23 protein-coding genes are annotated in these 25,079 nt (G+C 73.0%); 6 read left to right on the top strand and 17 right to left on the bottom strand.

Annotation, left to right across the window (positions count from 1 at the left end; genetic code table 11):
• Positions 1 to 13 precede the first annotated feature (13 nt).
• On the top strand, positions 14 to 655 hold the full coding sequence (locus NV263_RS00545; RefSeq protein ID WP_263250375.1) for a response regulator: 642 nt from the start codon (positions 14 to 16) through the stop codon (positions 653 to 655).
• A 118-nt stretch (positions 656 to 773) separates the two neighbouring features.
• Here the strand turns inward: NV263_RS00545 and NV263_RS00540 are convergent, their stop codons facing one another.
• The 8 genes from NV263_RS00540 to NV263_RS00505 all read right to left on the bottom strand — a co-directional run bounded on the left by NV263_RS00540 (position 774) and on the right by NV263_RS00505 (position 13,611).
• On the bottom strand, positions 774 to 1,922 hold the full coding sequence (locus NV263_RS00540) for a GAF domain-containing sensor histidine kinase (RefSeq protein WP_263250374.1): 1,149 nt from the start codon (positions 1,920 to 1,922) through the stop codon (positions 774 to 776).
• Positions 1,923 to 1,986: 64 nt separating this feature from the next.
• On the bottom strand, positions 1,987 to 5,256 hold the full coding sequence (gene cydD, locus NV263_RS00535; RefSeq protein ID WP_263250373.1) for a thiol reductant ABC exporter subunit CydD: 3,270 nt from the start codon (positions 5,254 to 5,256) through the stop codon (positions 1,987 to 1,989).
• Positions 5,253 to 6,263: a cytochrome d ubiquinol oxidase subunit II gene (gene cydB / locus NV263_RS00530; RefSeq protein ID WP_263250372.1), complete on the bottom strand. Its 1,011-nt coding sequence runs from the start codon at positions 6,261 to 6,263 to the stop codon at positions 5,253 to 5,255. The genes cydD and cydB overlap by 4 nt, the downstream gene beginning before the upstream one ends.
• 13 nt (positions 6,264 to 6,276) lie before the next feature.
• Positions 6,277 to 7,773: a cytochrome ubiquinol oxidase subunit I gene (locus NV263_RS00525; RefSeq protein ID WP_263250371.1), complete on the bottom strand. Its 1,497-nt coding sequence runs from the start codon at positions 7,771 to 7,773 to the stop codon at positions 6,277 to 6,279.
• A gap of 409 nt (positions 7,774 to 8,182) precedes the next feature.
• Positions 8,183 to 10,810 (bottom strand): glycosyl hydrolase family 65 protein, encoded by a 2,628-nt coding sequence (locus NV263_RS00520; RefSeq protein ID WP_263250370.1) that lies wholly within the window; start codon positions 10,808 to 10,810, stop codon positions 8,183 to 8,185.
• Between the two features lie 74 nt (positions 10,811 to 10,884).
• Positions 10,885 to 11,538: an IclR family transcriptional regulator gene (locus NV263_RS00515; protein WP_263250369.1), complete on the bottom strand. Its 654-nt coding sequence runs from the start codon at positions 11,536 to 11,538 to the stop codon at positions 10,885 to 10,887.
• 4 nt (positions 11,539 to 11,542) lie between these two features.
• A complete protein-coding gene (locus tag NV263_RS00510) occupies positions 11,543 to 12,748 on the bottom strand; it encodes a fumarylacetoacetate hydrolase family protein (protein WP_263250368.1) in 1,206 nt (401 codons plus the stop codon).
• Complete coding sequence (locus tag NV263_RS00505) at positions 12,745 to 13,611, bottom strand: hypothetical protein (protein WP_317630383.1); 867 nt, start codon at positions 13,609 to 13,611, stop codon at positions 12,745 to 12,747. The genes NV263_RS00510 and NV263_RS00505 overlap by 4 nt, the downstream gene beginning before the upstream one ends.
• Positions 13,612 to 13,837: 226 nt before the next feature.
• On the opposite strand from NV263_RS00505, the gene NV263_RS00500 reads away from it, so the two are divergent.
• Positions 13,838 to 14,614: a DUF2470 domain-containing protein gene (locus tag NV263_RS00500; RefSeq protein ID WP_263250367.1), complete on the top strand. Its 777-nt coding sequence runs from the start codon at positions 13,838 to 13,840 to the stop codon at positions 14,612 to 14,614.
• On the opposite strand, the gene NV263_RS00495 is transcribed toward NV263_RS00500, so the two are convergent.
• Entirely contained in the window at positions 14,615 to 14,959 is a 345-nt protein-coding gene (locus NV263_RS00495) for a hypothetical protein (RefSeq protein ID WP_263250366.1), read from the bottom strand.
• A 197-nt stretch (positions 14,960 to 15,156) separates the two neighbouring features.
• On the opposite strand from NV263_RS00495, the gene NV263_RS00490 reads away from it, so the two are divergent.
• The 3 genes from NV263_RS00490 (at position 15,157) to NV263_RS00480 (ending at position 18,094) form a co-directional block, all read left to right on the top strand.
• Entirely contained in the window at positions 15,157 to 15,969 is an 813-nt protein-coding gene (locus tag NV263_RS00490) for a CPBP family intramembrane glutamic endopeptidase (protein ID WP_263250365.1), read from the top strand.
• A 103-nt stretch (positions 15,970 to 16,072) separates the two neighbouring features.
• Entirely contained in the window at positions 16,073 to 17,269 is a 1,197-nt protein-coding gene (arcA, locus tag NV263_RS00485; protein WP_263250364.1) for an arginine deiminase, read from the top strand.
• A gap of 267 nt (positions 17,270 to 17,536) precedes the next feature.
• Positions 17,537 to 18,094: a ferritin gene (locus NV263_RS00480; RefSeq protein WP_263250363.1), complete on the top strand. Its 558-nt coding sequence runs from the start codon at positions 17,537 to 17,539 to the stop codon at positions 18,092 to 18,094.
• 6 nt (positions 18,095 to 18,100) lie between these two features.
• Here NV263_RS00480 and NV263_RS00475 read toward each other — a convergent pair whose 3' ends face one another.
• The 6 genes from NV263_RS00475 to NV263_RS00450 form a co-directional block, all read right to left on the bottom strand.
• Entirely contained in the window at positions 18,101 to 18,592 is a 492-nt protein-coding gene (locus NV263_RS00475) for a hypothetical protein (protein ID WP_263250362.1), read from the bottom strand.
• The gene (locus NV263_RS00470) at positions 18,592 to 19,164 is read right to left on the bottom strand and encodes a SigE family RNA polymerase sigma factor (protein WP_380758798.1); all 573 of its coding nucleotides are present in this window, start codon (positions 19,162 to 19,164) and stop codon (positions 18,592 to 18,594) included. The genes NV263_RS00475 and NV263_RS00470 overlap by 1 nt, the downstream gene beginning before the upstream one ends.
• Positions 19,165 to 19,254: 90 nt before the next feature.
• Entirely contained in the window at positions 19,255 to 20,184 is a 930-nt protein-coding gene (locus NV263_RS00465) for an SEC-C domain-containing protein (protein WP_263250361.1), read from the bottom strand.
• A 24-nt stretch (positions 20,185 to 20,208) separates the two neighbouring features.
• Positions 20,209 to 21,003 carry a glycerophosphodiester phosphodiesterase gene (locus tag NV263_RS00460; RefSeq protein ID WP_263250360.1) on the bottom strand — a complete coding sequence of 265 codons (795 nt, stop codon included), beginning with the start codon at positions 21,001 to 21,003 and terminating at the stop codon, positions 20,209 to 20,211.
• Between the two features lie 144 nt (positions 21,004 to 21,147).
• Positions 21,148 to 22,065, bottom strand: a complete 918-nt coding sequence (locus NV263_RS00455; protein WP_263250359.1) for a DUF4328 domain-containing protein — start codon at positions 22,063 to 22,065, stop codon at positions 21,148 to 21,150.
• Complete coding sequence (locus NV263_RS00450; RefSeq protein ID WP_263254454.1) at positions 22,062 to 22,385, bottom strand: rhodanese-like domain-containing protein; 324 nt, start codon at positions 22,383 to 22,385, stop codon at positions 22,062 to 22,064. The genes NV263_RS00455 and NV263_RS00450 overlap by 4 nt, the downstream gene beginning before the upstream one ends.
• Positions 22,386 to 22,588: 203 nt before the next feature.
• On the opposite strand from NV263_RS00450, the gene NV263_RS00445 reads away from it, so the two are divergent.
• A complete protein-coding gene (locus NV263_RS00445) occupies positions 22,589 to 22,801 on the top strand; it encodes a hypothetical protein (protein WP_263250358.1) in 213 nt (70 codons plus the stop codon).
• 65 nt (positions 22,802 to 22,866) lie between these two features.
• On the opposite strand, the gene NV263_RS00440 is transcribed toward NV263_RS00445, so the two are convergent.
• Positions 22,867 to 24,468, bottom strand: coding sequence for a solute symporter family protein (locus NV263_RS00440; protein ID WP_263254452.1), 1,602 nt, complete (start codon positions 24,466 to 24,468; stop codon positions 22,867 to 22,869).
• 17 nt (positions 24,469 to 24,485) lie between these two features.
• A complete protein-coding gene (locus tag NV263_RS00435) occupies positions 24,486 to 24,836 on the bottom strand; it encodes a DUF485 domain-containing protein (protein ID WP_380758792.1) in 351 nt (116 codons plus the stop codon).
• Positions 24,837 to 25,079 lie beyond the last annotated feature (243 nt).

Here is a 25,079-nt window from a genome sequence, read left to right as displayed (position 1 = left end):
TAGCGTGGACCCCGTGCCAGTGCGGGTACTTCTTGTCGACGATCACGAGGTCGTGCGCCGGGGGTTGCGGGACCTGCTCGACACCGAGGACGACGTCGAGGTCGTCGCGGAGGCGGGCGGGGTCGACGAGGCCATGGTGCGGGCGCAGGCGACCCGGCCGGACGTCGCGGTCATCGACATGCGGCTGCCCGACGGCGACGGCCTGCAGCTGTGCCGTCGGCTGCGCGAGCTGCCCGACGCCCCGCACTGCCTGGTGCTCACCGCCTTCGACGACGAGCAGGCGCTGGTCGGCGCGATCAACGCCGGGGCGTCCGGCTACCTGCTCAAGCAGGTCCGCGGGCAGGACCTGGTGAACGCCGTGCGGGAGGTCGCCGCGGGCCGCTCGCTGCTGGACCCGGTGACCACGGCGCGCGTCCTGGACCGGCTGCGCCAGGCCAGCAACCCGGAACCGGACGAGCTCGCCGTGCTCACCGAGCGCGAGCGCCGGGTGCTGGAGCTGATCGGCGAGGGCCTGACGAACCGCCAGATCGCCGAGCGGATGTTCCTCGCGGAGAAGACGGTCAAGAACTACGTGACGGCGGTGCTGGCCAAGCTCGGCATGGAACGCCGCACCCAGGCCGCCGCCTGGGTCGCCCGCCGCCAGTCGTCGACCTGACTGTCTTCGAACAGGTCCGCAACGGCGCAGGCGAGGACGAGCTGCTTTCCCCTGCTCTGGTGAGTGGTCTCGCAGCCGGCACCGCCACGCACACCGAGTTCACAAGACGCTCAAAGGCTCAGCTCAGCGGGACTTCCCAGGTCACCGTGGTGCCGCTGTCCGGGGAGGACGTGATGGCGCAGCGTCCCCCGGCCGCGACCGCCCGCTCCTCCAGGTTGCGCAGGCCGCGCTTGCTGACGTCGCGCGGGATTCCGCAGCCGTCGTCGACGACCTGCAGGCGCAGACCGGAGTGCGTGCAGCGGACCCGGACCAGGACGGTCCCCGCGCCGGAGTGGCGGACCACGTTGGACAGCGCCTCGCGCAGCGCGGCCCGCGCGTGGTCCGCGACCGCCACCGGGACCGCGGCCAGATCGCCGTCGATCTCCAGCTGCGGCGGGCGGCCGAGCAGTTCCCCCGCGATGCGCACCTCGGCGCGCATGGAGTCGTCCAACGCGGTCGTGCACGTGGGGGTCTCCGGGTCGGCCGAGCGCAGGGTGCGCGCGGTCTCCCGGACCTCGGCGATGGCCTGGTCGATCTGCTCGACGGTCTCCGACAGCCGCCGGGCGTCGGCGTCGTCGACCCGGTCGGCGAGCCTGCGCTGCAGCACGTCGAGCTGCACGCCGGCCGCGTACAGCCGCTGCACGATCACGTCGTGCAGGTCCCGGGCGATGCGTTCGCGCTCCTGGTAGACGGCGATCCGCTGGCGCGCGGTGGACCCCTCGGCGAGCACCAGGGCGAGCCCGGCCTGCGCCGCGAACGAGGTCAGCACGTCCACCGCGACCCGGGTGAAGATGCTGGCACCGCGCCGCCGGTACACCGCGAGCGCGCCGAGCCGCCGCTCCCGGGTGCCGAAGGGCGCGACCGCGAACGGGCCGTAGACGCGCAGCGCGGGCGGCACGTAGGGAGCGGTCAGCGGGTCGTCGATCAGGTCGTCGACGACGACGGGCACGCCGCTGCGGGCCACGCGCGCCGCCGCGGACCGCGAGGAGAGCACCGTGCCGACGGGGTCGTGCAACGGGCTGGTCGCCGAGGGCGCGCCGTAGGCGGCCTCGACGGTGAGCCGCCCGTCGTCGCCGCGCACGGTAACGACGCCCAGGTCGGCCTCGGCGAGTTCGGCGGCGTGGCGCACGACCATGGGCAGGACCGCCTCGGGGTCCTGCGCGGACAGCGCCACCCTGGTGATCTCGGTGGAGGCCAGCAGCACCTGCCTGGCGAGCGTGGAATCCATGACGAACACGAGGCTATAGCTCCCGGATGGACGATCGCCGTCATCGACGACGCAGGTCACAGGGTCAGCCGGGGATTAGGGCGCCGTCCGCGTCGCGGACGACCGTGATCTCACCGCCCTCCACCCGCAGCACCACGTCCGCGTGCGCGGTCTCCGACCAGCGGTGCGTCACGTGGATCACCGTGCGATCGCGCAGCGCGCGGCGCAGGCGGACGAGCAGGGCGTCCGCCGTCGGCACGTCCAGGTGCGCGGTCGGCTCGTCGAGCAGCACCAGTTCGGCGTCGGCGACCAGCAGCGCGCGGGCCAGCGCGACCCGCTGCGCCTCCCCGCCGGACAGCGCCGAGCCGCCCGCGCCGACCGGGGTGTCGAGCCGGTCGCCCCAGCCCGGCAGGCCCGCCAGCCGCAGCGCCTCCACCAGCCGCTGGTCGGACGCGTCCGGGGCCGCCAGGCGCAGGTTCTCCCGGATCGTCGTGGACACCAGCTGCGGGTCCTGCGGGCACCAGGCGGGGCGCTCCGGTGCCCGCACCCGGCCGCGTTCGGCGCCGAGCGCGCCGAGCAGCACCGCCACCAGCGTCGACTTCCCGCCACCCGACGGTCCGACGACCGCGACGTGCGTCCCCGCCGGGATGCGCACCCGCGCGCCCCGCAACGCGGGCTCGGCCGCGCCGGGCCACCGGGCGTCGACGTCGGCGAGTTCCACGTCCCCGCCGCGCTCCGGGGTCGCCGCACCGTCCGGCTCCGCCCGGAGCAGCGGCACCAGGCGCGCCTGCGCCTCGCGCAGCGGACGCCACTGCTGCGCCGCGGGCGCGAGCAGCGCGACGGCCTCCGCCGCCGCCAGCGGCACCAGGCCCAGCACCGGGGCGAGTTCCGGGGCCAGGCGGCCCTCGGCGACCGCCCGAGCCGCGAACCACGCGCTGCCGACGATCGCGACGCCGACGAGCAGGGTGCTCGCGGCCGTCGCCGCTCCGGCGCCGAAGGCGGCGCGGCGGGCGCGGGACGCGAGCCGCCGGTCCTCGGCGGCCAGCTCGGCGCGCCGCGCCGCGTGCGCACCGAAGGCGAGCAGTTCGGCGGAGCCGTCGAGCAGTGCGAGGACGCGCGCGGCGACGCGACGTCGACCCTCGGCCGCGGCGGCGCTGGCGCGGCGCTCGGCTGCGACCGCGGCCAGCGGGGCGGCGACGCACGCGGCGAGCAGCGCACCGGCGAGCAGCGCACCGGCCTCCGGCAGCACGAACGCCTGGAGCACCACCGCCGCGACGGCCACGACCACCGCGACCAGCGGTGGCAGCAGCACGCGCGGCACCAGGTCGCGCACCGCGTCGACGTCGTCGACGAGCCGGGCGACCCCTTCGCCGCGGCGCAGCGCCGCGGTGCGCACCGGGCCGAGGCGGACCAGCGCGTCCCACAACCGTTCCCGGAGCTCGCCGGACATGCGGAACGCCGCGTCGTGCGTGACGAGGCGTTCGGCGTAGCGCAGCACCGCGCGGGACAGCGCGAAGGTGCGCACCCCGACCACCGCCACCGACAGCGTGAGGATCGGCGGCTGCTGCGACGCCCGCGCGATCAGCCAGGCCGAGGTCGCGGTCAGGGCCAGCCCGGACAGCAGGGACAGCGCGCCCAGGGCGACGCCGAACAGGGTGCGCGGCGTGACCAGGTCGCGCAGCCGACCGCGCGCGGGCGGCAGGTCGGCGGCGGCGGTGCGCGGGGGCTCCGGGACCGGTTCCGGTTCGCCGGCGCCCGCGGCGGCGCGGTGGCTGGCGAGCACCACCGCGGCGCCCGCGTCGGCGGCGCGGCGGATCGCGGCGTCGACCCGGTGGGCGGTCGAGGCGTCGAGGTGCGCGGTGGGTTCGTCGAGCAGCAGGATCGCGGCCTCGCCCCGGGTGCGCAGCAGCGCCCGGGCGACCGCCACGCGCTGGCGCTCCCCGGTGGACAGCTCGTCGACCCGCCGGTCCCGCAGGTGGCCCGCGGCGACGTCGGCGAGGACGTCGTCCAACCCGGCGTCGGTGCCCGCCGGCTGGTCGGCGACGGCGACGCGGAGTTCGTCCGCGACAGTGCCGCCGGTGAACGTCGGGTGCTGCGGCACCCAGGCGATCCGGCGCCGCCACAGCGCCCGGTCGAACCGCCCGACGTCCACGCCGCCGCAGGTGATCTCGCCGCCGTCCGGTGCGGTGAAGCCGAGCAGCGCGGACAACGTGGTGGACTTCCCGCTCCCGCTCGGCCCGATCCCGTCGAAGCCCTCCAGCCGCACGATCTCGCCCGGCCGGGCGGTGAAGCTGATCCCGTCCGGTGCGGCACCGCCGCGCCGCCGGACCCGCAGCCCGCGCACCCGCAGCGTCGCGTCGTCGGGCGGAACGTCGTGCCCACCGCCCTCCGGCGTCCCGTCCACGATCTCCGCCACCCGGTGCACGGCCTCGACGCCGTCCTCGCTGGCGTGGTGGGCGGCACCCGCGGCGCGCAGCGGCAGGTAGCACTCCGGGGCCAGCACCAGCACGAGCAGCCCGGTGGCGAGGTCGAGTTCGCCGGAGACCAGGCGCAACCCGATGCCCACCGCGACCACGGCCACCGACAGCGACGACAGCAGCTCCAGGACCAGCGCGGACAGGAACGCGATGCGCAGCGTCGCGACGGTGGTCCGCCGGTGGTTGTCGCTGACCCGCCGGACCACGGCGCCCTGGGCGCGGGCCCGTCCGAAGGCGGTGAGCACCGGCAGCGCGCGGACGAGTTCGAGCAGCTGACCGGACAGCCGTTGCACCGCGTCGGCCGCGCGGGAGGTGCGCTGCTCGGTGTACTTGCCGACGAGCCAGGCGAACAGCGGCACCAGCGGCACCGTGAGCACCACGACCAGCGCGGAGACCCAGTCGGAGAACAGGATCCAGGCGCCCACCAGCGGCGGCACGACCGCGGCGGTGACCAGCGCCGGGAGGTACTTGGTGAAGTAGGCGTCCAGCGCGTCGAGCCCCTTGGTGGCCAGCGCGGTCACCTGCGCGGCGCCGCGTTCGCGGATCCACTCCGGACCCCGCCGCAGCGCGGCGTCGAGCAGCCGGGCGCGCAGTTCCTCCTTCGCACCCGCGGCGGCGCGCGCGGACACCGTCTCGGTGGCCCAGCCGAGCACCGCCCGCGCCACGACCGCCCCGGCGAGCACCGCGAGGTACCCGCTGATGGCGTCCGGCCGGGCGCCGTGCGAGACCACGGCGGCCAGGGCGCTCGCCAGCGACCACGCCTGCACGATCAGCGCCGCCGCGTGGGCCGCGGCCAGGATCCCGCCCACCAGCAGCGCCCGGCGCGCCGACGCGGACAGCCGCGGCAGCGCGCCGAGGGGCGACGCGGACCGGCTCATGACGGCGCGTGCACCGGCGGGATGTGCTTGGTCCCGATGCGCTTGCGGAACACCCAGTACGTCCACGCCTGGTAGACCAGCACGGCCGGGGCGCCGAACGCGGCGACCCAGGTCATCACGGTCAGCGTGTACGGGCTGGACGCGGTGTGCTCCACGGTCAGCGAGAACGCCGGGTCCAGGGTGGACGGGAGGACGTTCGGCCACAGCGCGCCGAACAGCGTCACCACCACGGCCACCAGGGCCACGCCCTGGAACGTGAACGCCTGGCCGTCGCGGGACCGCCACATCCGGGCGAGCGCGACCAGCGCGGCGACCACGGCGACCACCAGCGGTGCCCACGTCCAGGTCGGGCCCTCGCGCAGCTGCACCACGAGCAGCAGCGCGACCAGCGGGGCCAGCAGCGGCACGCCGCCCACCAGCGCGAACCGCCGGGCCCGGCGGTGCACCTCGCCCTCGGTCTTGAGCGCCAGGAACATCGCGCCGTGCAGCAGCGAGAAGCCGCACACCGCGAGCGCGCCGAGAACGCTGGGCCCGCTGAAGATCGTCCACCAGCCGCCGACCCGGTCGCCGATCGCGTTCAGCGGGAGGCCGAACACGTTCGCCGTCAGCACCAGTCCGACGACCAGCGGCGAGATCCAGGAGGCCAGCACGATCACCACGTCCCAGGTGCGCCGCCACCGGGGCGTGTCGACCTTGCCGCGGTACTCGAACGCCACGCCGCGCCCGATCAGCACCAGCAGCAACAGCAGCAGCGGCAGGTATGCGGTGCTGAACAGCGAGGCGTACCAGCCGGGGAACGCGGCGAACGTGGCGCCGCCGGCGACGATCAGCCACACCTCGTTGCCGTCCCACACCGGTCCGATGGTGTTGATCAGCACGCGCCGCTCGGTCTCATCCCGCCCCAGGATCGGCAGCAGCATGCCGACGCCGAAGTCGAAGCCCTCAAGGAAGAGGTAGCCGCCCCAGAACAGGGCGATCACGCAGAACCAGAAGGTGGGCAGATCCATCGCGGGTTCCTCGTCAGTAGGCGAACGACAGGGCTTCGGACTTCTCGTCCTCGGGAGGTTCGGGCGGCATCACGCTCTCCACCCCGCCGCGCACGAAGCGGACCATCAGGAAGATCTCCACGACCGCGAGCACGCCGTACAGCGCGGTCAGCGCGATCACCGAGGTCAGGATCTCGCCGGGAGCGAGGTTCCCGGACACCGCCTGGGCGGTGAACATCCACACCCCGTCGACGCCGGACGGGTTCGGGTTCGGCGCCACCACGAACGGCTGGCGGCCCATCTCGGTGAACACCCAGCCCGCGATGTTGCCGACGAACGGCGCACCGATGCCCAGCACGGCCAGCGGAGCCCACCACCGGCCCTTCGGGAACCGCTGCTCGCGGGTCAGCCACAGCACGGCGACCGCGCCCAGCGCGGCGAGCCCGCCGAAGCCGATCATGAACCGGAAGCCCCAGTAGGTGACCGGCAGGTTCGGGACGTACTTGATCGGCTGCCCGGCGAACGCCCCCATCCGCGGGTCGTCCGGGTAGTGCGTGCCGTACTTGTGCTGGTACTCCGGCACCAGCTGCTCGACGCCCCGGACCTCGCTGGAGAAGTCGCCGTTGGCCAGGAACGACAGGATGTAGGGCACGGTGAAGCTCTTGACGCCCTCGCAGTCGGGGCGGCTGACGTCGCCGATGGCGAAGATCGAGAAGCTGGCGGGGGCCTCGCTGTGGCACAGCGCCTCGGCGGAGGCCATCTTCATCGGCTGCTGCTCGAACATCAGCTTGCCCTGCACGTCGCCGGAGATCGCCAGTCCGGCGAACGCGACGAGGCCGACCCAGGCGCCCATCCGCAACGAGGTGTGCCACACCTTGCGGTCCTCGTCGTCCGGATCGGAGTGGCGGTGCTTGCTCGCGATCTTCCAGGCGGCGATGCCGACCAGGAACGCCCCGGCGACCGCGAAGCAGCCGAAGACGGTGTGCGGGAACGCGGCGAGCACGGTGTTGTTGCCCAGCACCGCCCAGATCGAGGTCAGTCGCGGCCGGCCGTCGACGAACTCGATGCCCACGGGGTGCTGCATCCAGGAGTTGGCGGCCAGGATGAAGAACGCCGACGCCACGGTGGCCAGCGAGAACGCCCACGCGCAGGCCAGGTGCACGCGCTTGGACAGCCGGTCCCAGCCGAAGATCCACAGCCCCAGGAAGGTCGACTCGACGAAGAAGGCGATCAAGCCCTCCATCGCCAGCGGCGCGCCGAAGACGTCGCCGACGAACCGGGAGTAGGCGTTCCAGGCCATCCCGAACTGGAACTCCTGCACGATCCCGGTGACCACGCCCATGGCGAAGTTGATCAGCATCAACTTGCCCCAGAACTTGGTCATCTTCAGGTACCGCGGCTGGCCGGTCCGGTACCAGGCGGTCTGCATGGCGGCGACCAGGATCGCCAGCCCGATGGTCAGCGGGACCATCAGGAAGTGGTAGACGGTCGTGATGCCGAACTGCCAGCGGGCGATGTCGAGCAGATCCACGTCATCCACCCTGCCGCCGGGGTCTCCGCCGCCGCAGGGGCAGCGGTCCCTTATCCCCCGGACGGGGGTCCCGGACGTTTCGGGACCTTGGTCCCAACGGCCGCACGCGATGCGTTCTTCTCGTTCTACCAACTCGCTGAGCTGGGCGGAAGCCCCCGATTCGAGATCGGGTCGCGGACGGTCACCGACCCCCCGCCCGCGACCCGATCGGGTCAGCCCAGCAGTGCCGGCCGGGTGGCGTGCGCGGGCACTCGCGGGATCGCCGGAACGACCTGCTGCGCGGGCTCCGACGGCGCGGGTCCGGGTGCGGGCCCGCGAGGTCGCCGGGGTCCACGGCGGGACGCTCCAGGTCGGCGACCACGACTCGGGCGCCCGCCTGGTGCTGCGCCTCCCGGCGACCTGATCGCCGCTACGGACCGCGGACTTCGAGCTCCCGCACTCCCGCGTGCTTGTCGCCGCCGGGACCGGTCAGCTCGACGCGGACGTACCGCACCTGGCGCGGCAGCGGGAGTTCCTCGGCCGCCGGGACGAAGTGCCTGCCGTCGACGGAGGTGAGCACCCGGTGGCGCACCGGCGCCACGTCCGTCCACTTCGGATCGATGTGCGAGATCGACCGCGGTGCGCCGAGGTCCACGGTCAGCGAGCCGGTGTCGCCGTCGAGGGCCCACGCGGTCGTCGAGCTGCCGTCGACGGCGGCTTCGGCGAACCTGCCGGGTTCCTCGGACGTGGCGCTCGCGGCCTTGCAGCGCGCGAGGTCGTCGGTCGGCACCAGGTCCGGGCGCCGCGTCTTGAGCACCAGCGGGGCCGCCTGGCTGACCACGTGGTCCCCGTCCGGCGCGTGCACCGCGAACGGGGCGCCGGAGCGCAGCGCCACGGTGCTCGCCTGCGGATCGACCCGCACGTCGAACGTCCTGCCCTGCCAGTGCAGACCCGTCAGCTCGACCCCGTCGGGCAGCTGCGGCGGGAGCATCGGGTCCAGCGCGACGCCGTCGGCGCGCAGCCGCAATCCGGTCAGGCCGTTCGTGAAGACCTGCTGGAACCCACCGCCACCGGTGAGGAAGTTCAGCGCCGGGGCACCCGCCCCCTGCCCCGCCCGGGTTCCGCGCGCCTCGGAGAACTGCGCGAACGGCTCGCGGACGAACGGTTCGATCGACCGGTCCAGGTAGGTGTTCGCGGCGCAGCCCGGCTCCCCGGTGGCGGCGGCGTCGATGGCGTGCACCGCGTCGGTCATGGCCGGGCCGTCGGGGTCGGTGCGCTGCGCGTAGTAGTCCAGCGTCTTGGCCGCGACCTGCGGCGGCATCGGCCATTCCAGCGGGTACTGCAACAGCACCGTGTCGGCCTGCTTGATGGTGCCGCCCCGGTACCCGTCGTACTGCAGGAAGACCTGCTGCTGCGGGTCGAACGGGATGCGCAGCCGGTCGGCGATGCGGTTCCACTCCGGCGGCGCCTGGTCGCCGACCAAGCGGGCCACCTCGGTGGCCCGCCGCAGCGCGGTGGCCGCCCCGGCGTTGGTGAACACGCCGTCGTTCACGCCGTTGCTGTACTCGTCGGGACCGGCGACGTCGCGGATCGAGTAGCTGCCGTCGGGGTTCGCGGTGACCCGCCCCGCCCAGTACTGGGCGACGGCGCGCAGCACCGGCCACCCGTGGTCGCGCAACCACTGCCGGTCCCCGGTGGCCAGGTAGTACTGCCAGGCCGCGAGCGCGACGTCGCTCTGCAGGTGGTTCTGCGTCAGGCAGTGCGGCGGGTCCCAGCTGTGGCAGTCGGACTGCAGGTCCCCGGTGTCCGCGCTGGTCCACGGGTAGAACGCGCCCTGCTGCCCGATCGACCGGGCGTTGCGCTGCGCGGCGGGCAGCGTGCGCTCCCGGTAGGCGACGACCGAGCGGGCCAGTTCCGGGTCCTGCAGCAGCAGGCTCGGGTACATCCACAGCTCGGCGTCCCAGAAGACCAACCCGGCGTAGTTGTCGCTGCTCAGCCCGGCGGGCGGGATGCTGCCGGCCTGCCCGGCGCGGACGCTGGACAGCACCGCGTACCGGGTGGAGCGCAGCGCGTCCTGCAGGTCCGGGCGCCCGGGCACCCGCACGTCGCTGCGCCACAGCCGGAGCCACTGCGCGGCGTGCTCGGCGAACAGCGCGTCCCAGCCGCGCTCGGCCGCGGCCTTCGACTCGGCGACCGCCGCGGGCGAGGTGTCGGCTCCGACGAACTTGGTGAACTCGTAGCTCCGGCCGCTGCGGACGTCGAATTCCGCGGTCTGCCGCGCGGTCAGCCCGTCGACCCGGTGCCGCCGCGGCGCATCCACATCGGAGGTCAGGGTGGACGCCACGGTGCCGGTGGCCCCGACGCCGTCGGTCCGGTAGCCGACGTGCACGGTCTCCCCGTCCCCGGCGCCGCCGGTCGGCTGCATCCGGCGGGCGCCCGCGCCATCGATCGCGTCGGTGACCCGGGCCCGGCCGGTCCAGTGCGGCGTCATCCGCAGCCGCACCGCGCCGACGTGCGGGTCGGCCCGGTCGGCGAGCACCTCGTAGTCCAGGTCGGTGGCCCGGCCGTCCGGGGTGGTCCAGGTCAGCGAGGTGCGGACGAAGCCGCAGCGGACGTTGAGCGTCTGCCGGTAGTGCGAGATCCGCGCCGCCGGGGTGGCCGACGTGTACTCCTGGTCGCCGACGCCGGGCGTCAGCGCGGACCACGTCGGGATCGCCGCGATCACGTGCCGGGGCTGCGGGGACTGGGCGGTCGGCGCCGCGCCGTACACCCCGGCCTGGAAGGCCCCGTCGAACCGGGGTGTGTTCAGCGGGAACCCGGTCTGCTCGCCGGTGGCCGCGTACCCGGCGCCGGTGGGCGGGATGCGCTGCCCGAGGTAGCCGTTGCCGACGAACGGGTGGCGCGCGTAGTCGTTGTCGAACCGGTCGGTCGACAGCTCCCAGCCCGGACCGCCGTCGCAGGACGGCGGGGCCTGCGCGGGCCGGGCTTCGGCCGGCGCCATCCCCGCCACCACCAGCAGCATCCCGCCGAGGGCTCCCCCGATCCGACTCGCACGCATGAGGCCACCTCGCTTCCGCCCAGGCAGCCGAGCCAAGCGTCTTTCCCGCGTTCAGTCAAGCGTCCACAGAGGACTCAACGCAGCGCGGCGGCGACGGCCTCGGCGGCGTCCAGGACGAGCGGCCCGATCTCGTCGGCGACCAGCGGCTGCAGGGCGACCACGCCGACGCTGGCGCGCAACCCCGGCACCCCCCGCACCGGCGCGGCCACGCCGAACGCCCCGGACACCAGGTCGCCGCTGCTGGTGACCCAGCGCGGCCCGCCCGGCGGCAGGTCGACGGCCTGCCCCGCGGCACCGCGCTGCACCGGGTGCTTGGTGCCCACCCGGTAGGACACGTGGTAGTTCGTCCACGACGGTTCGACCACCGCGACGGCCTGCGCCTCGCCGCCGTCGGCGACGGTCAGGTGCACGGTCGCACCGACCCGTTCGGCCAGCGCCCGCAGCGCGGGCAGCGAGGCGGCGCGCATCTGCGGCAGCACGCGACCGGCCAGCCACAGCACGCCCAGCCCGAGCCGGACCCGCGACCCCTCGCGCCGCACCAGCCCGCGCCGCTGCAACGGCCCGAGCAGCCGGTAGACGGCGGCCCGGCTGACGCCGACGGTGGCGGCGAGATCGCTGATCGACGGCGCTTCGGTCTCGGCGTCGGCGACCGCCTGGAGCAGGCTGAGCCCGCGTTCCAACGTCAGCGAGCTCTCCTTGGCCGGCAGGCCGGGCGTGGGGCGGACCATCGCGTCACCTCCGAGCCGCTGCCAGGACCGTGCCCGCCACCTCGCCGAGGCCGACGACCGAACCGCCCTGGCCCGGGGCACTGCCACTCAGTGTCACGCGATCGCCGTCCTGGAGGAAGGTCCGCTGTTCCCCGTCCTGCAACGTGATCGGGTCGGCCCCGCCCCAGGTCAGCTCCAGCAGGCAGCCGCGCTGGGCGCGTTCCGGGCCGGACACGGTTCCGGATGCGTACAGGTCACCGGGGCGCGCGGTGGCGCCGTTGACGGTCATGTGCGCCAGCTGCTGGGCGGGCGACCACGCCATGTGCTCGAACCGCGGGCTGGCGACCAGCGTCTCGTTGCACCGCACTTCCAGCCGCAGGTCCAGGCCCCACGGCTGGTCCTCGACGAGGTAGTCCTGCAGCTGGTGCTCGGGCTCCGGGGTCGGCACCCGCGCGTGCTCGAACGCCTCCAGCGGGGTGATCCACCCGGACACCGATGTGGCGAACGACTTGGCCAGGAACGGTCCCAGCGGCTGCGACTCCCACAGCTGGACGTCCCGCGCCGACCAGTCGTTGACCAGCGCCACCCCGAACACGTGCTCCGGGAAGTCGGCGGTGGACAGGTGCGCGGCGGGTTCGCCGCCGCAGACGAACCCGACCTCGGCCTCGAAGTCGAGCCGCCGGGTCGGCCCGAACGCCGGCTGCGGGTCACCGGACGCCTTGCGCTGCCCGAACGGCCGGTGCACGTCGGTGCCGGAGACGACCACGGTCCCCGCGCGGCCGTGGTAGGCCACCGGTAGGTGCGTCCAGTTCTCCGCCAGCGGCGCGCCGGTGCGGCGCAGGATGCGGCCGACGTTCTCGGCGTGGTGCCGCGAGGAGTAGAAGTCGACGTAGTCGCCGACGGTGAACGGCAGCACCAGGGTGTGCCAGTCGGTGCGCACCAGGTCGGCCCCGGCCGGGGCCCGGTCCGCCGTGACGATCTCGGTGAGGCGTTCGCGCAGCTCGCGCCAGGCGGGACGACCGGCGGCGAGCAGCGGGTCGAGCGAGTCGCCGCGCACGAGGTCGGCCAGCCGGGGACCGAGCGAGTCGGCGATGCCGCGCAGCGGCAACGCGTGCCTGCCGACCCGCACCGCCACCACCGGTCCGGACCCGGTCACCAGCACCCCGTAGGGCAGGGTCTGCGGTCCGAACGGCTTGTCCGGGGCGAACTCGGGGTCGGCGATCCAGCTCACAGCAGTCCCAGTCCTTCGAGATCGGCGATGGGGTCCTTGAGCGAGCACGACCCGCAGGAGGCGAAGACGTCGCGGACCGCGTTGGCCGCATCCTCGGACAGCGCGGCGGCCTCGGCCACCAGTTCGTCCGCGTCGGTGCTGGCCAGCGCGGCGGCGACGTCCTTGCCGGACAGCGACCGCGCGGTCGCCACCAGCAGGTTGAGGAAGCCGTGGTGGGTGAAGCCGGTGTCCGGATCGGTGCTGCGCACCGCGTTGTGCAGCCCGGTGGTCGCCTTGAACGGCACGTCGAGCGAGCAGGCCACCGCGAGGAAGTCGGTGACGACCTCGACCGACGGCACCGACTCGGCGGTCTGCCCGGCGCACCGCAGCTTCGGCCAGCAGCCGTGCTCGGCGACCCGCTTGACGCCGTCCAGCCACCCGTCGCCGCCGCGGCGCGGCTCGACCACGCGGATCACGTCCTCCGGCACGAACTCCGACACCCGCTCCAGCCAGATGTCGTCGACGTCGGACGGGGCGGGCATCTCGACCATGCGCAGCGCCAGCAGTTCCTGGCGGCCCTCGATGATCGACAGCGCCTTGGGGACGCCGCCCAGGCCGGTGTCGCACACCAGCGACAGCGGCACCGGTTCGGCGGGCTTCGCCTTGGCCAGTTCGGTGATCAGCTCGGGCAGCCGGGACGCCTGGCACAGCATCGGCCCCAGCACGCCCGCGTACCGGCCACCGCGCGCGTCGAGGTGATCGGCCACCGCCTGCGGCGCCGACGCGCTGCCGGGCGGGAACAGCGAGGCGTCGTCGACCAGTCGGGCGAACAGGGGCGGGATGCCGCGCGGACCGGGCGCGCGAAGCTCAACAGCGCTTGACACGGCAGACACGCTAATGCCGTGCCGCGCAGTGAACAAAGGTGCCCGATAAACGGACTCCGACCTGGGGTGATAGGGCACGCGCGCGACCATCATCCCGCACCGGCGGGAACGCTCCGGCGATTCCCCCGGATGAGCGCACCGCGCTCCCGCCCCACCTGGTATGACGGAAGTCGACTTCCCAGCTCGCGGCCATCTAGGTTAGGCTTGCCTAAGTAGGAGGTGAGCAGTGGGCGAGACGACGACCCGCCGACCCGCGACGCCGAGTCCGGCGGAACGCGCCAGGAGCATCGCCGAACGAGGCGGCCGCGCGGCCCTGCTGCCGTCCGGTGAGGCGTCCGCCCGCATCGTGCCGCTGCTGCACCACGTGCACGCCGACGGCGCCGCCACCGTCCTGCTCGGCGACGAGCACCCGCTGGTCGCGTCCGCCTGGCAGGCCCCGCGCGGCGAGCTGGCCGCGGTGCTGGAGATCGCCGACCCGACGCCCGTGCGGCTGCGCGAACCGGTGCGCGGCCTGCTGTGGCTGACCGGCTGGGTCCGCCTGCTGCGGGGCGACGAGGCGCGCGCCGAGGTCCTCGCGGTCGCCGAACGGCGCCCGGACAGCCGGCTGCTCGACGCCGGGCACGGCGCCAGCGTGCTGCGGGTCGAGTCGGCGTCGCTGGTGCTGGCCGACTCCGAGGACACCTGCTCGGTCGACGCCGCCGAGTTCCGGGCCGCTTCCCCGGATCCGTTCTGCCTGCTGGAGGACGGCTGGCTGCGGCACCTGGAGATGTCGCACCGCGACGTCGTCGGCCTGCTCACCCGGCACCTGCCGGAGGCGCTGCGCGGCGGGCACGTCCGCCCGCTGGGCCTGGACAAGTTCGGGCTGCGGCTGCGCGTGGAGTCCGCCGACGGCGACCACGACGTGCGGCTGGCCTTCTCCCGACCGGTGTTCACCACCGAACACCTGGGCCGGGAACTGCGCCGCCTGGTCGGTTGCCCGTTCCTGGCGCAGCAGCGCCGCTGATCACGACGTCTGGACGTGCCGGATCCGGCCCTCCCGGAAGTGCAGCGGCGCGACGCCCGGCCCGGTCAGGATCGCTTCGTCCACCGGCGGATGACGGGTGACCATCCAGAAGAACGAGTGGGCCGCGATCCACGCGCGCCGGGAGCGGTGCGCGTCGACGAACCGGACCTCCAGCGTGCCGGGGTCGGAGTCGTTGAGCTCCACCAGCACGCCGTCGCGGACGCCGACCAGCGCCGCCGAGCCGACCGGCCCGTCGAGCACCTGGAACGGGCGCAGCGCCTGGAGCGCGCGCAGGGCGCAGTCGGCCTCGGCGCCTCCCCACAGGAACACCCGAAGTCCGTCCATTTCGCCCCCTCCGACACCGACGTCGCACCGATCCGACGGGCCGTTACGACACGCGGGTTCCGCCCGGGCGTTCCCGTTGTTCCCGCTCCCGCGGTCGGGCACGAACGGAACCGGCCCGCTGCCCGGTCGTCCCCCATGGAGGCGCACGCACCCGTGTCCTGCCAGGGCGGATCACCCGTCCCGGTACCGTTCGAGCCGTGAGTGGCACCCTGCGCGCATGGCTGGCGCCCACCCGCCCCGAGGAACCGGAGACGATCGCGGCTGCCCGGGAGCGCAGGGCCATCGCCGTCGAGATGGTCGTCGTGCTGCTCGTGACGTTCGGGTTCTCCGCGGTGCAGAGCCTGCTGTCGCTGCTCGACGCGCTGCTGCGCCCGCAACCCCTCGCGGACCAGAACGTCGCGATCAACGCACCGCAGGCCCAGCTGGGGCTGCTCGACATGCTGCAACAGCTCACGAACGTCACGCGGTTGTGCGCGTGGGGCGCGCTCGGCGCGTACCTGCTGTGGCGCAGCGGGGTCGCGCTCCGGCGGGTCGGCCTGGACCGCTCGCGGCCGGGTCGCGACGTCGCCGGCGGGATCGGCCTCGCCGCGCTGATCGGCATCCCGGGCCTCGGCCTGTACCTGGCCGCGCACGCGCTGGGGCTGAGCCTCACCGTGCAACCGTCCACATTGGATGACACGTGGTGGCGGGCACCGGTGCTCGCGCTGTCGGCGTTCGGCAACGCGTTCGCCGAAGAGGTGCTGATCGTCGCCTACGTGCTCACCCGGCTGCGGCAGCTCGGGTGGTCGGAGAACCGCTCGCTGTGGCTGGCCGCGGTGCTGCGCGGCGGCTACCACCTGTACCAGGGCGTGGGCGGTTTCGTGGGCAACGTGGTGATGGGCCTGGTCTTCGGCCGGGTCTGGCAGCGCACGAACCGGCTGTGGCCGCTGGTCGTCGGGCACGCGCTGATCGACGTGGTGGCCTTCGTCGGGTACGCGGCGCTGCGCGGCCGAGTCGCATGGCTACCTTGAACGCGGCGCAACGAACCACCGCAGCGCCAGCCAGCTGATTAACGAACCATCGAAATCGCCGCGGACCGGCGATGCTTTCGGTATTCGCGGCTAGTCTTCGGGTGTGCGCGAACCACACGTCCACAGCGAGGTCGGCCAGCTGCACACCGTGCTGCTGCACCGCCCCGGCGCGGAACTCAAGCGGCTCACCCCGCGCAACAGCGACCAGCTGCTGTTCGACGCCATCCCGTGGGTCGACCGCGCCCAGGAGGAGCACGACTCCTTCGCCAAGGTGCTGCGCGGCCGAGGCGTCGAGGTGCTGCTGCTGCACGAACTGCTCGCCGAGACGCTCGGCGACTCCCGGGCACGGGCCGCCGCGGTGCTGGCCGGAGTGGACGAACGCGCGGTCGGCACCGACATCGCGGACACGCTGCGCTCGCACCTGTCCAGCGTGGACGACGAGGCGCTCGCGGAGATCCTCATCGCCGGGATGACCTTCGAGGAGCTGCCCGCCGCCGAGGGCGCGTCGCTGGTGCGCCGGATGCACCACGCGCACGACTTCGCCATCCCGCCGCTGCCGAACCTGCTGTTCACCCGCGACTCCTCGATGTGGGTGGGCGACCGGGTGGCCGTGGCGGCGCTGGCGATGCCCGCTCGGCGCCGCGAGACCGCGCTCACCGACCTCCTCTACGCCTACCACCCGCGGTTCTCGCACGTCCCGCGCGCGTACGGCGCGCACTCGGCGCCGGTCGAGGGCGGCGACGTGCTGCTGCTCGCGCCGGGCGTGGTCGCCGTGGGCGTCGGCGAGCGCACCACGCCGGCCGGCGCCGAGTCGTTCGCGCGCTCGATGTTCGCCGACGACCTGGCGCACACGGTGCTCGCCGTGCCGATCGAGCAGGCGCGCGCGTCGATGCACCTGGACACGGTGTGCACCATGGTCGACCGCGACGCGGTCGTGATGTACCCGGCCATCCAGGACTCCCTGGTGGCGTACGCGCTGCGCTCCCGCGACGGGGAGCTGACCGTGTCGGGCCCGGCGCCGTTCCTGGACGCGGCGGCGGAGGCGATGGGCATCGACCACCTGCGGGTGATCGACACCGGTCTGGACCCGGTGACCGCCGAGCGGGAGCAGTGGGAGGACGGCAACAACACGCTCGCCCTCGAACCGGGCGTGGTCGTGGCCTACGAGCGGAACGTGGAGACCAACGCGCGGCTGGAGGACGCCGGGATCGAGGTCGTGCGGATCAGCGGTTCCGAACTCGGTTCCGGACGCGGCGGCCCGCGCTGCATGTCCTGCCCGATCACCCGGGCTCCGCTGTGATCCGCGCTTTCCCCCTTGATCGGGGGAACGGCGACGACTCGAACGTGAAAACAATTTGAAAAGCGTGCACGGATTCGCCGTCCACAACATCGGGAATTCACCGCAACATCAATGGATCAACGCTCCCACCTGCACGGATGAGCAGGATCGGAACAGATCGAACTTCCCGGGAAAAGCGTGGCAAGCCTCAGGAAAATTAGGCGTGCCACACGTTGTTTAGGCTTCCCTTGGATGAGACTGGACTGGTTCCAGAGTACCTTCAGGTCCATGACCGCCGCGAAACCCATCCAGCACCGCGAATCGAAATTCCACAACCTGCTGCAGCAGCAGATCCGGAACGAATTCACCGCCGCCCAGCAGTACATCGCCGTCGCGGTGTGGTTCGACAACAACGACCTCCCGCGCCTGGCCGCGCTCTTCTACCGGCAGGCGGTCGAGGAGCGCAACCACGGGATGATGATCGTCGGGTACCTCATGGACAACGACGTCAAGCCGCACATCCCGGGCATCGACCAGGTGCGCAACGACTTCGGCGAGACCCGCGAGCTGGTGGCGCTCGCGCTGGAGCAGGAGCGCGAGGTCACCCGCGAGATCGAGACGCTGGCGCGCACCGCCCGCGAGGAGGGCGACTACCTCGGCGAGCAGTTCATGCAGTGGTTCCTCAAGGAACAGGTCGAGGAGGTCTCCCAGATGTCCACGCTGCTCAACGTCGTGGACCGGGCCAAGGGCAACCTCTTCCACGTGGAGGACCACCTCGCCCGCGAGTCGGTCGGCGACCACGACACCGACGCCACCGCCCCGCGCGTGGCGGGCGGCCACCTGTAGCGGACCTCAGCCGCCCGGCCCCGGCTCCGAGGTCGGCGGCTCCGTGGTGCTCGACTCGGTCGTGCTGGTCGGCGGTCGCGACGAGGTCGGCGCCGGTTCCGAGGTGACCGTCTCGCGCAGGATCGACGGCGGCTCGGAGCTCGACGACGGCAGCGGCGGGAACAGCGCCCGCGACGAGGGTTCCGGTGGCAGCGGCGGGTTCGGTGCCGGGTGGTGCGGGTGGTGCGCCGTCGGCGGGACACCGGGCGGCGGCGCCTGGCTGACCGCGGGCGGTACCGCGGGCGGCACCGGTGCCACGCTCTGCTGGTTCACCAGCGCTACCCCGCCTCCGAACAGCATCGTCGCCGCGACCGCGCCTCCGGCGGCGGCCAGCACGCCCTGCCGTCGGCGACGGCGACGGGCGCCCGCGACCAGCGACCACTCCGCCCCGGTGCGCACCGGCACGTCCAGCCGGTCGTCGCGCAGCAGCCGCCGGAGCTCGTCCTCCAGGTCGTCCATCACCCGTCACCCCCCTCCGCGTGGGCGCCGAGCCTGCGGCGCAGCGTCGTGAGGGCCTTGCTCGCCTGGCTCTTGACCGTGCCTCGGCTGATCCCGAGCGTGTCGGCGATCTCCGCCTCGGACAGCCCCTCGTAGTAACGCAGCACGATGACGGCCCGTTGTCTCGGCGGCAGCGACCGCAGCGCCGTCCACAGCGGCTCGTCCTCCAGCCGGTCCCGGTGGGCGGCGGCGGGGACGTCCGGGAAGTCGGCGAGCAGCGTTTCGCGCCGGGTGCGGCGCCACCGGCTGATGTGCGCGTTGGCCATCGCGCGGCGCACGTACGCCAACGGTTCGTCGGTCGTGCGGCTGATCTTCGACCAGCGCGCGCCGACCTTCTCCAGCACCGTCTGCACCAGGTCGGCCGCGTCGTGCGGATTGCCGGTGAGCGCGTGGCCGTAGCGCATCAGCCCGGGCAGGGTCGCCCGGACGAACTCGGCGAAATCGTCTTCGGTGGCTGCCATGTCCCCGCCGCGCGCCTGCCGGGGCACCACCGCCTCCGCGGTGGTCGGCACGGCGGGCAGGTGCGCGGTCACCCTCCACTCCTCTCCACCCGGGAACATCGGCTCGGAGAGGAACGCCGTCACACCCGCGGCGGTTGCCCGACCGTCGCGTCGGTCACCCGGTCAGCGGATCGTCACCTGGCGACCGCGCAGCCCGTCGCGGGCCCGGCGCTCGGCCGCGTCCAGCGGCTCGGAGTCCAGCGAGGCCAGCGCCTCGTCCAGGCGCCGGCCCAGGTCGGCGGCGGGCTGGTCCCACTCCCGGGCGTGCTTCTCCCGGTCCAGGTCCCAGACCGGGACCAACAGGCCGTGCGCCCGGAAGGAACCCGCGTAGCGGCTGTCCTCGTCGAGCGACAGCTCACCGCGCGCGGACAGCCGCGCCAGCGCCGCCAGCAGCCGCTCCTCCGGCTCCGGGCGCACCCAGCGCAGGTGCGCCTTCTCGCCCGCGTCGACCCAGTACGCCGACTCCACGCCCTCGACGTCGAGCCGGTCGGTCGGCATGATCGCGGCGTTCGCGCGCTCCAGCGACAGCGCCACCTCGCCGGTCGGCTCCACGTCCTCGGGCAGCCACCACGAGAAGTCCCGGTGCAGTTCGACGTCCAGCGCGGCCTCGGGGTCCACGAGGTCCTGCAGGCGGGCCGGAACCGTGCCGGGCTCGGCGGTCTCCGGACCGACGACCGGCAGCGAGCTGCCCGGCTCGGCCGCCAGGACCCACTCGACGGCGCGCGCGAGGTCCCGGCTGATGTCGCCGGAGTGGGTCTGCACCTGCAGGCCCACGAATGCCTTGCCGTCGGTGCGGCGCAGCGCGGCGGCGGCCATCGGCAGCACCGTGGCGAGCGTGACCTCGCCGTCCCGCAACGGCAGCGGCGCGGTGGCCGATGGCACGAACTCCCGCAGCGCCACCAGTTCGCACTCGGCCGCCAGGCCCTCGAAGGGCCGCGTCACGATGACGTCGGCGGCACCGCCCGCCTTGCCGTGGCACGCCTTGTAGCGCTTGCCGGATCCGCACGGGCACGGCTGCCGCGGTTTGATCGTGGGGGCGGTGTTCTCGGCCACTGGGAGTCTCCTCGCTCGCGGTAATTACGGCGTGACGCTACCGAAGCGTGGCAGATCCGGTTCCGCGAGGTGGGAGCGGGTGCGGGCGGGCGCGTTGGTGGCGACGAACCGCACGCCGGCCCGGTCACACAACGCGATGTCCGCCGGGTCGTCGACGGTCCAGCAGTACGTGTCGTGGTCGAACTCGGCGGCGCGCGCGACGAAGTCCGGGTCCTCGCGCAGCAGCCGGATGTCCGGACCCGCGTGGTCGGCCCACGGCGGCAGCAGACCGCCGCGCCGCCTGCCCCAGCGGTCGAACAGCAGCACGGTCGGCACCTTCGGCGCGGCCAGCCGGAAGCGGCGCACCGCCGACGGTGCGAACGACATCATCACCACGGTCGACGACTCCTTGTCCGCGGGCGTCGCCATCCCGTGCCGGACCAGCATGGCCAGCAGCTTCTGCTCGACGAGACCGCCGTAGCGGACCGGGTGCTTGGTCTCCACGAACAACCGGACACCGCGTCCGTGGTCGCTGACCATGCCGAGCAGCTCGTCGAGGGTGAGCACGCCGTGCTCGGGGTCGTCGACGGAGTGGTGGGTGAAGTCCAGCGCGGACATCGCCTGCACGGTCAGCTCGCTGACCACACCGCGTCCGCTGGAGGTGCGGTCGACGCGCCGGTCGTGCACGCACACCAGGTGGCCGTCCCGGCTCACCCGGACATCGCATTCCAGCGCGTCCGCTCCCTGTTCGAGAGCCAGTTCGTAAGCACCGCGGGTGTGCTCGGCGCGGTGGGCCGACGCTCCCCGGTGCGCAACGACGTCGGGGGTCGTCTGCCGCACGCGGCCGATTATGCGGGCGCGGGGCCGCGCGATCCGTCAGATGTGACCGAACCCGTACGCGCGGTGTCCGGCATCACCCGCGGGGCGGCCTCATGAGGTTCCGCCACCGGCACCGCCACCCAAAACGAGTTCAAAGACAGGCTCTCAGCGCGCGGCGTCCGCCGGGCGGGGCGCCTTCGACGGCGGCGGGGCACCTCGGGTGGCCAGCACCCGCAGCCGCTTGAGCTCGGTGGGGTCCAGCGGTACGAGCAACCGCATCAGGTACCGGACGACCAGCGCGGTCAGGACCGCGAGGAGGGCGACGACCAGGTCGTTCCACACGTGCAGCACGACCCCGTCGGCCATCGCCTGCACACCGGTGCGGAAGCGCCACGCGAACGCCGTCCAGCCGAGCAGCAGGTTCGCGATCCACGCGGCCCACCACAGCCGGACGAGCACCGACGGCCGGGGACGCGCGCCGCGTTCCCGCGCCCCCTCGGCCACGAGCGCGGTGTGCTCCAGCTCGGCCAGCGCCGAGCCGGGGACGAACAGGTTCAGCCCGGGCACGAGGACCCCGGCGACCACCTGCCAGTCGGGACGCGCGTTGCGCACGCCGAGGGTCTCGGCCGCGGCCTGCCGCGCCCGCAGCGCCCACAGCACGACGACCACGCCGGTGAACAGCCCGAGCAGCAGGAGGATCACGCCGGTCGTGCCGACCAGGGCGTCGGAGATCGCCAGCGTCATCCTGCCGAGCGCCGAGTCGCGGCTGCGCAGCAGGAGCAGGTACCGCCAGAACTCGGCGAACCCGGCGACCAGGCCGAGCCCTGCGGTGACCCACAGCGCGGGCAACGCCGTCGCGGCCACCGCTTCCGCGCGCTCCCCGGGGTCGACCCGCCGCTGCGCGGGCAGCGCCAACGGCCACCGCCAGGCCAGCATCGGGAAGCCCCACCGGGGCACGGCCGGGTAGGCGGGCGGACCGGTGTAGCGGCGAGGTCGGCGCCGGGGGCGCACTGGGCGCGGTCCGCCCGGCGGGGTGGCCTCCCACTCCACCAGCGGTCGTCGTCCCGCGGGGCCGTGGGTCACAGCACGTACGGTTCGCCGCTCGGGTCGTCGGACACCAGCGGGCGGCCGGTGGCGGCCCAGCCGTTCATGCCGCGCTCGACGTTGACCGCGTCCCAGCCGTTGGCGTTGAGGTACGCGGTGACCTTCGCCGACCGCCCGCCGGAGCGGCAGACGACGTAGAGCTGGTCGGCCTCGGGGATGTCGTCGAGCCGCTGCACGATCTCGCTCATCGGGATGTGCACCGCTCCCGGGGCGTGGCCGGCCCGCCATTCCTCGTGCTCCCGGACGTCGAGCAGCACGCTGCCGTCCGGCAGTTCGGTCGGCAGCTCCTCGGGCTGCACGCCGGGCACCTGATGACCGGGTACTGGAGTAGTCACGAACCCGATGCTGCCACGCCCCCGGTGGAGTCCGCGTAAGACCCGAACCGACCTCGCAGTCGATCACGCTTTCGGTCGGTCATGCCACGGAGCGCGACTTTCCCCGATTAATCCGTGCGACAGTGGTCTTGTTCGATTCAGCCGTTGAAATGGAAAGGGGGAACGACGTGTCCCGGGCAATCCTGCGCTGGCCTGACGGCGGCGACTGGGGCCATGTGGCCGTCCCCGGCGAAACCGGCCTGCCGCGCTTCGCCGGTTTCGTGCGGATGGCGGATCCGCTCGTCCTGGAGCTGCTCACGGTCAGCACCGCGTCGCGGGTGGACAACGACTTCTGGGAAGTGCACTTCGCCGCCGAGGCCAACGAGCTCCTCGCGGTGTGAGTCCACGCGCGAGCGCCCCGCTCGGCCCGGGGACCGAACGGGGCGCTCGGATGGAGAGGGGTTGCTCAGTGCTCGGTGGCCTTCTCGGCGCCGGCGCCGGTCAGCGCCCGGACCTCCATCTCGGCGTACTTGGCCGCGTCGGCGGAGTCCTTGCTCAGCACCGTGCCCAGGTACCCCAGCAGGAACGACACCGGGATCGACACCAGCCCCGGGTTCTTCAACGGGAACAGCGCGAAGTCCAGGGACGGGAACATGGCTTCCTTGTCACCGGACACCGCGGGCGAGAACACGATCAGCGCGAGCGTCACCGCCAGACCGCCGTAGATGCTCCACAGCGCACCGGTGGTGTTGAACCGCTTCCAGAACAGCGAGTACAGCAGGGTCGGCAGGTTCGCCGAGGCGGCGACCGCGAACGCCAGCGCCACCAGGAACGCGACGTTCTGCCCGTTGGCCGCGATGCCGCCCAGGATGGACACCACGCCGATCACCACCGCCGTGATCCGGGCGACCTTCACCTCCTGCTGCTTGTCGTCGACCGTACCCTTCTTGATCACGTTGGCGTAGATGTCGTGCGCGAAGGACGCCGACGCCGTGATGGTCAGCCCCGCGACCACCGCGAGGATCGTCGCGAACGCCACCGCGGAGATGAACCCGAGCAGCAGCGGCCCGCCGACCTGCAGCGCCAGCAGCGGCGCCGCCGAGTTCACCCCGCCGGGCGCGGCCTTGATCGCCGTCGGTCCGACCAGCGCCCCGGCCGCGTACCCGAGCACCAGCGTGAACAGGTAGAACAGCCCGACCAGCCAGACCGCCCAGACCACCGAGCGGCGCGCCTCCTTGGCCGTGGGCACGGTGTAGAAGCGCATCAGCACGTGCGGCAGACCGGCGGTGCCGAGCACGAGGGCGACGCCCAGCGAGATGAAGTCCAGCTTGCTGGTGCCGGTCTTGCCGTACTGCGCACCGGGGTTGAGCACCTTCTGCCCGACCGAGTCGGCGGCCGAACCCAGCAGCTCCGACAGGTTGAAGCCGTAGAGGCCCAGCACCCAGACGGTCATCACGAACGTGCCCGCGATCAGCAGCGCGGCCTTGATGATCTGCACCCAGGTCGTGCCGCGCATACCGCCGACCAGCACGTACAGGATCATCAACGCGCCGACCACGAAGATCACGATGGCCTGCCCGCCCTTGCCGGTGATGCCCAGCAGCAGGGCGATCAGGCCGCCCGCACCGGCCATCTGGGCCAGCAGGTAGAAGAACGTGACGGCCAATGTGGACAGTGACGCGGCGGTGCGCACCGGACGCTCCCGCATCCGGAAGCTGAGCACGTCGGCCATCGTGTAGCGACCGGTGTTGCGCAGCAGTTCGGCGACCAGCAGCAGCGCGACCAGCCAGGCCACCAGGAACCCGATGGAGTACAGGAAGCCGTCGTAGCCGTACACCGCGATGGCCCCCGTGACGCCCAGGAAGGACGCCGCGGACAGGTAGTCGCCGGAGATCGCGATGCCGTTCTGCGGGCCGGTGAAGGCGTGTCCGGCCGCGTAGTAGTCCGACGCGGTCTTGGTGGTCCGGCTCGCGCGGAACACGATCACCAGGGTGATCGCGACGAACACGGCGAAGATGCCGATGTTGAGCCAGCGGTTCTGCGCGGTGTCAGCGCCTTCCGCTGCCATCGGCGCCAGTGCGGCGATCACTCGCTGCCTCCTTCCACGGTCTCCCGGATCTGCTCGGCCACCGGGTCGAGGCGCCGGTTGGCGAAGCGCACGTACCACGTGGTGATCGCGAAGGTCGATACGAACTGCAGCAGACCGAGCACGAGGGCGACGTTGATGTTGCCGACCAGCTTGGTGCTCATGAAGCCGTGCGCGTAGTCGGCGAGCAGCACGTAGACCAGGTACCAGGCAAGGAAAAGCACCGATACCGGGAAGACGAAGGTGCGAAGTCGGCGCCGCAATTCGGCGAATTCGGGGCTGCTCTGCGCAGTGGCCCAGGTTTCGGCGTCGATACCGGACCCGGACCCGCTTTGGTCCGTGGTGCTCACGGTGCTCCTCCCACAGGAAAAGGGTCCGGCCACGCAGCGCGACCGGAAACCCGTTCAGATCAGTACAACGCGGGAACGCTACGTAGAACGGACACCGCTGTGAAGGTCCGTTGGGCGTACTGGAGCTAACGATCGAATGAAGGCCGGGCCACCGAGAGGAGGTATCGAATTGTGACCCCCGCCAGGATTTTCACCCGTGCAGCGGATTGATTTTTCGGAAAACAACACCGTGCGTTGTCCACT

Origin of the sequence: Saccharopolyspora rosea (assembly GCF_025643595.1) — a bacterium.
In the GTDB taxonomy this organism is placed as follows: Bacteria; Actinomycetota; Actinomycetes; order Mycobacteriales; family Pseudonocardiaceae; genus Saccharopolyspora; species Saccharopolyspora rosea.
Note: the sequence above shows the minus strand (reverse complement) of the source record. Positions and strands in the feature narration are given on the sequence as shown.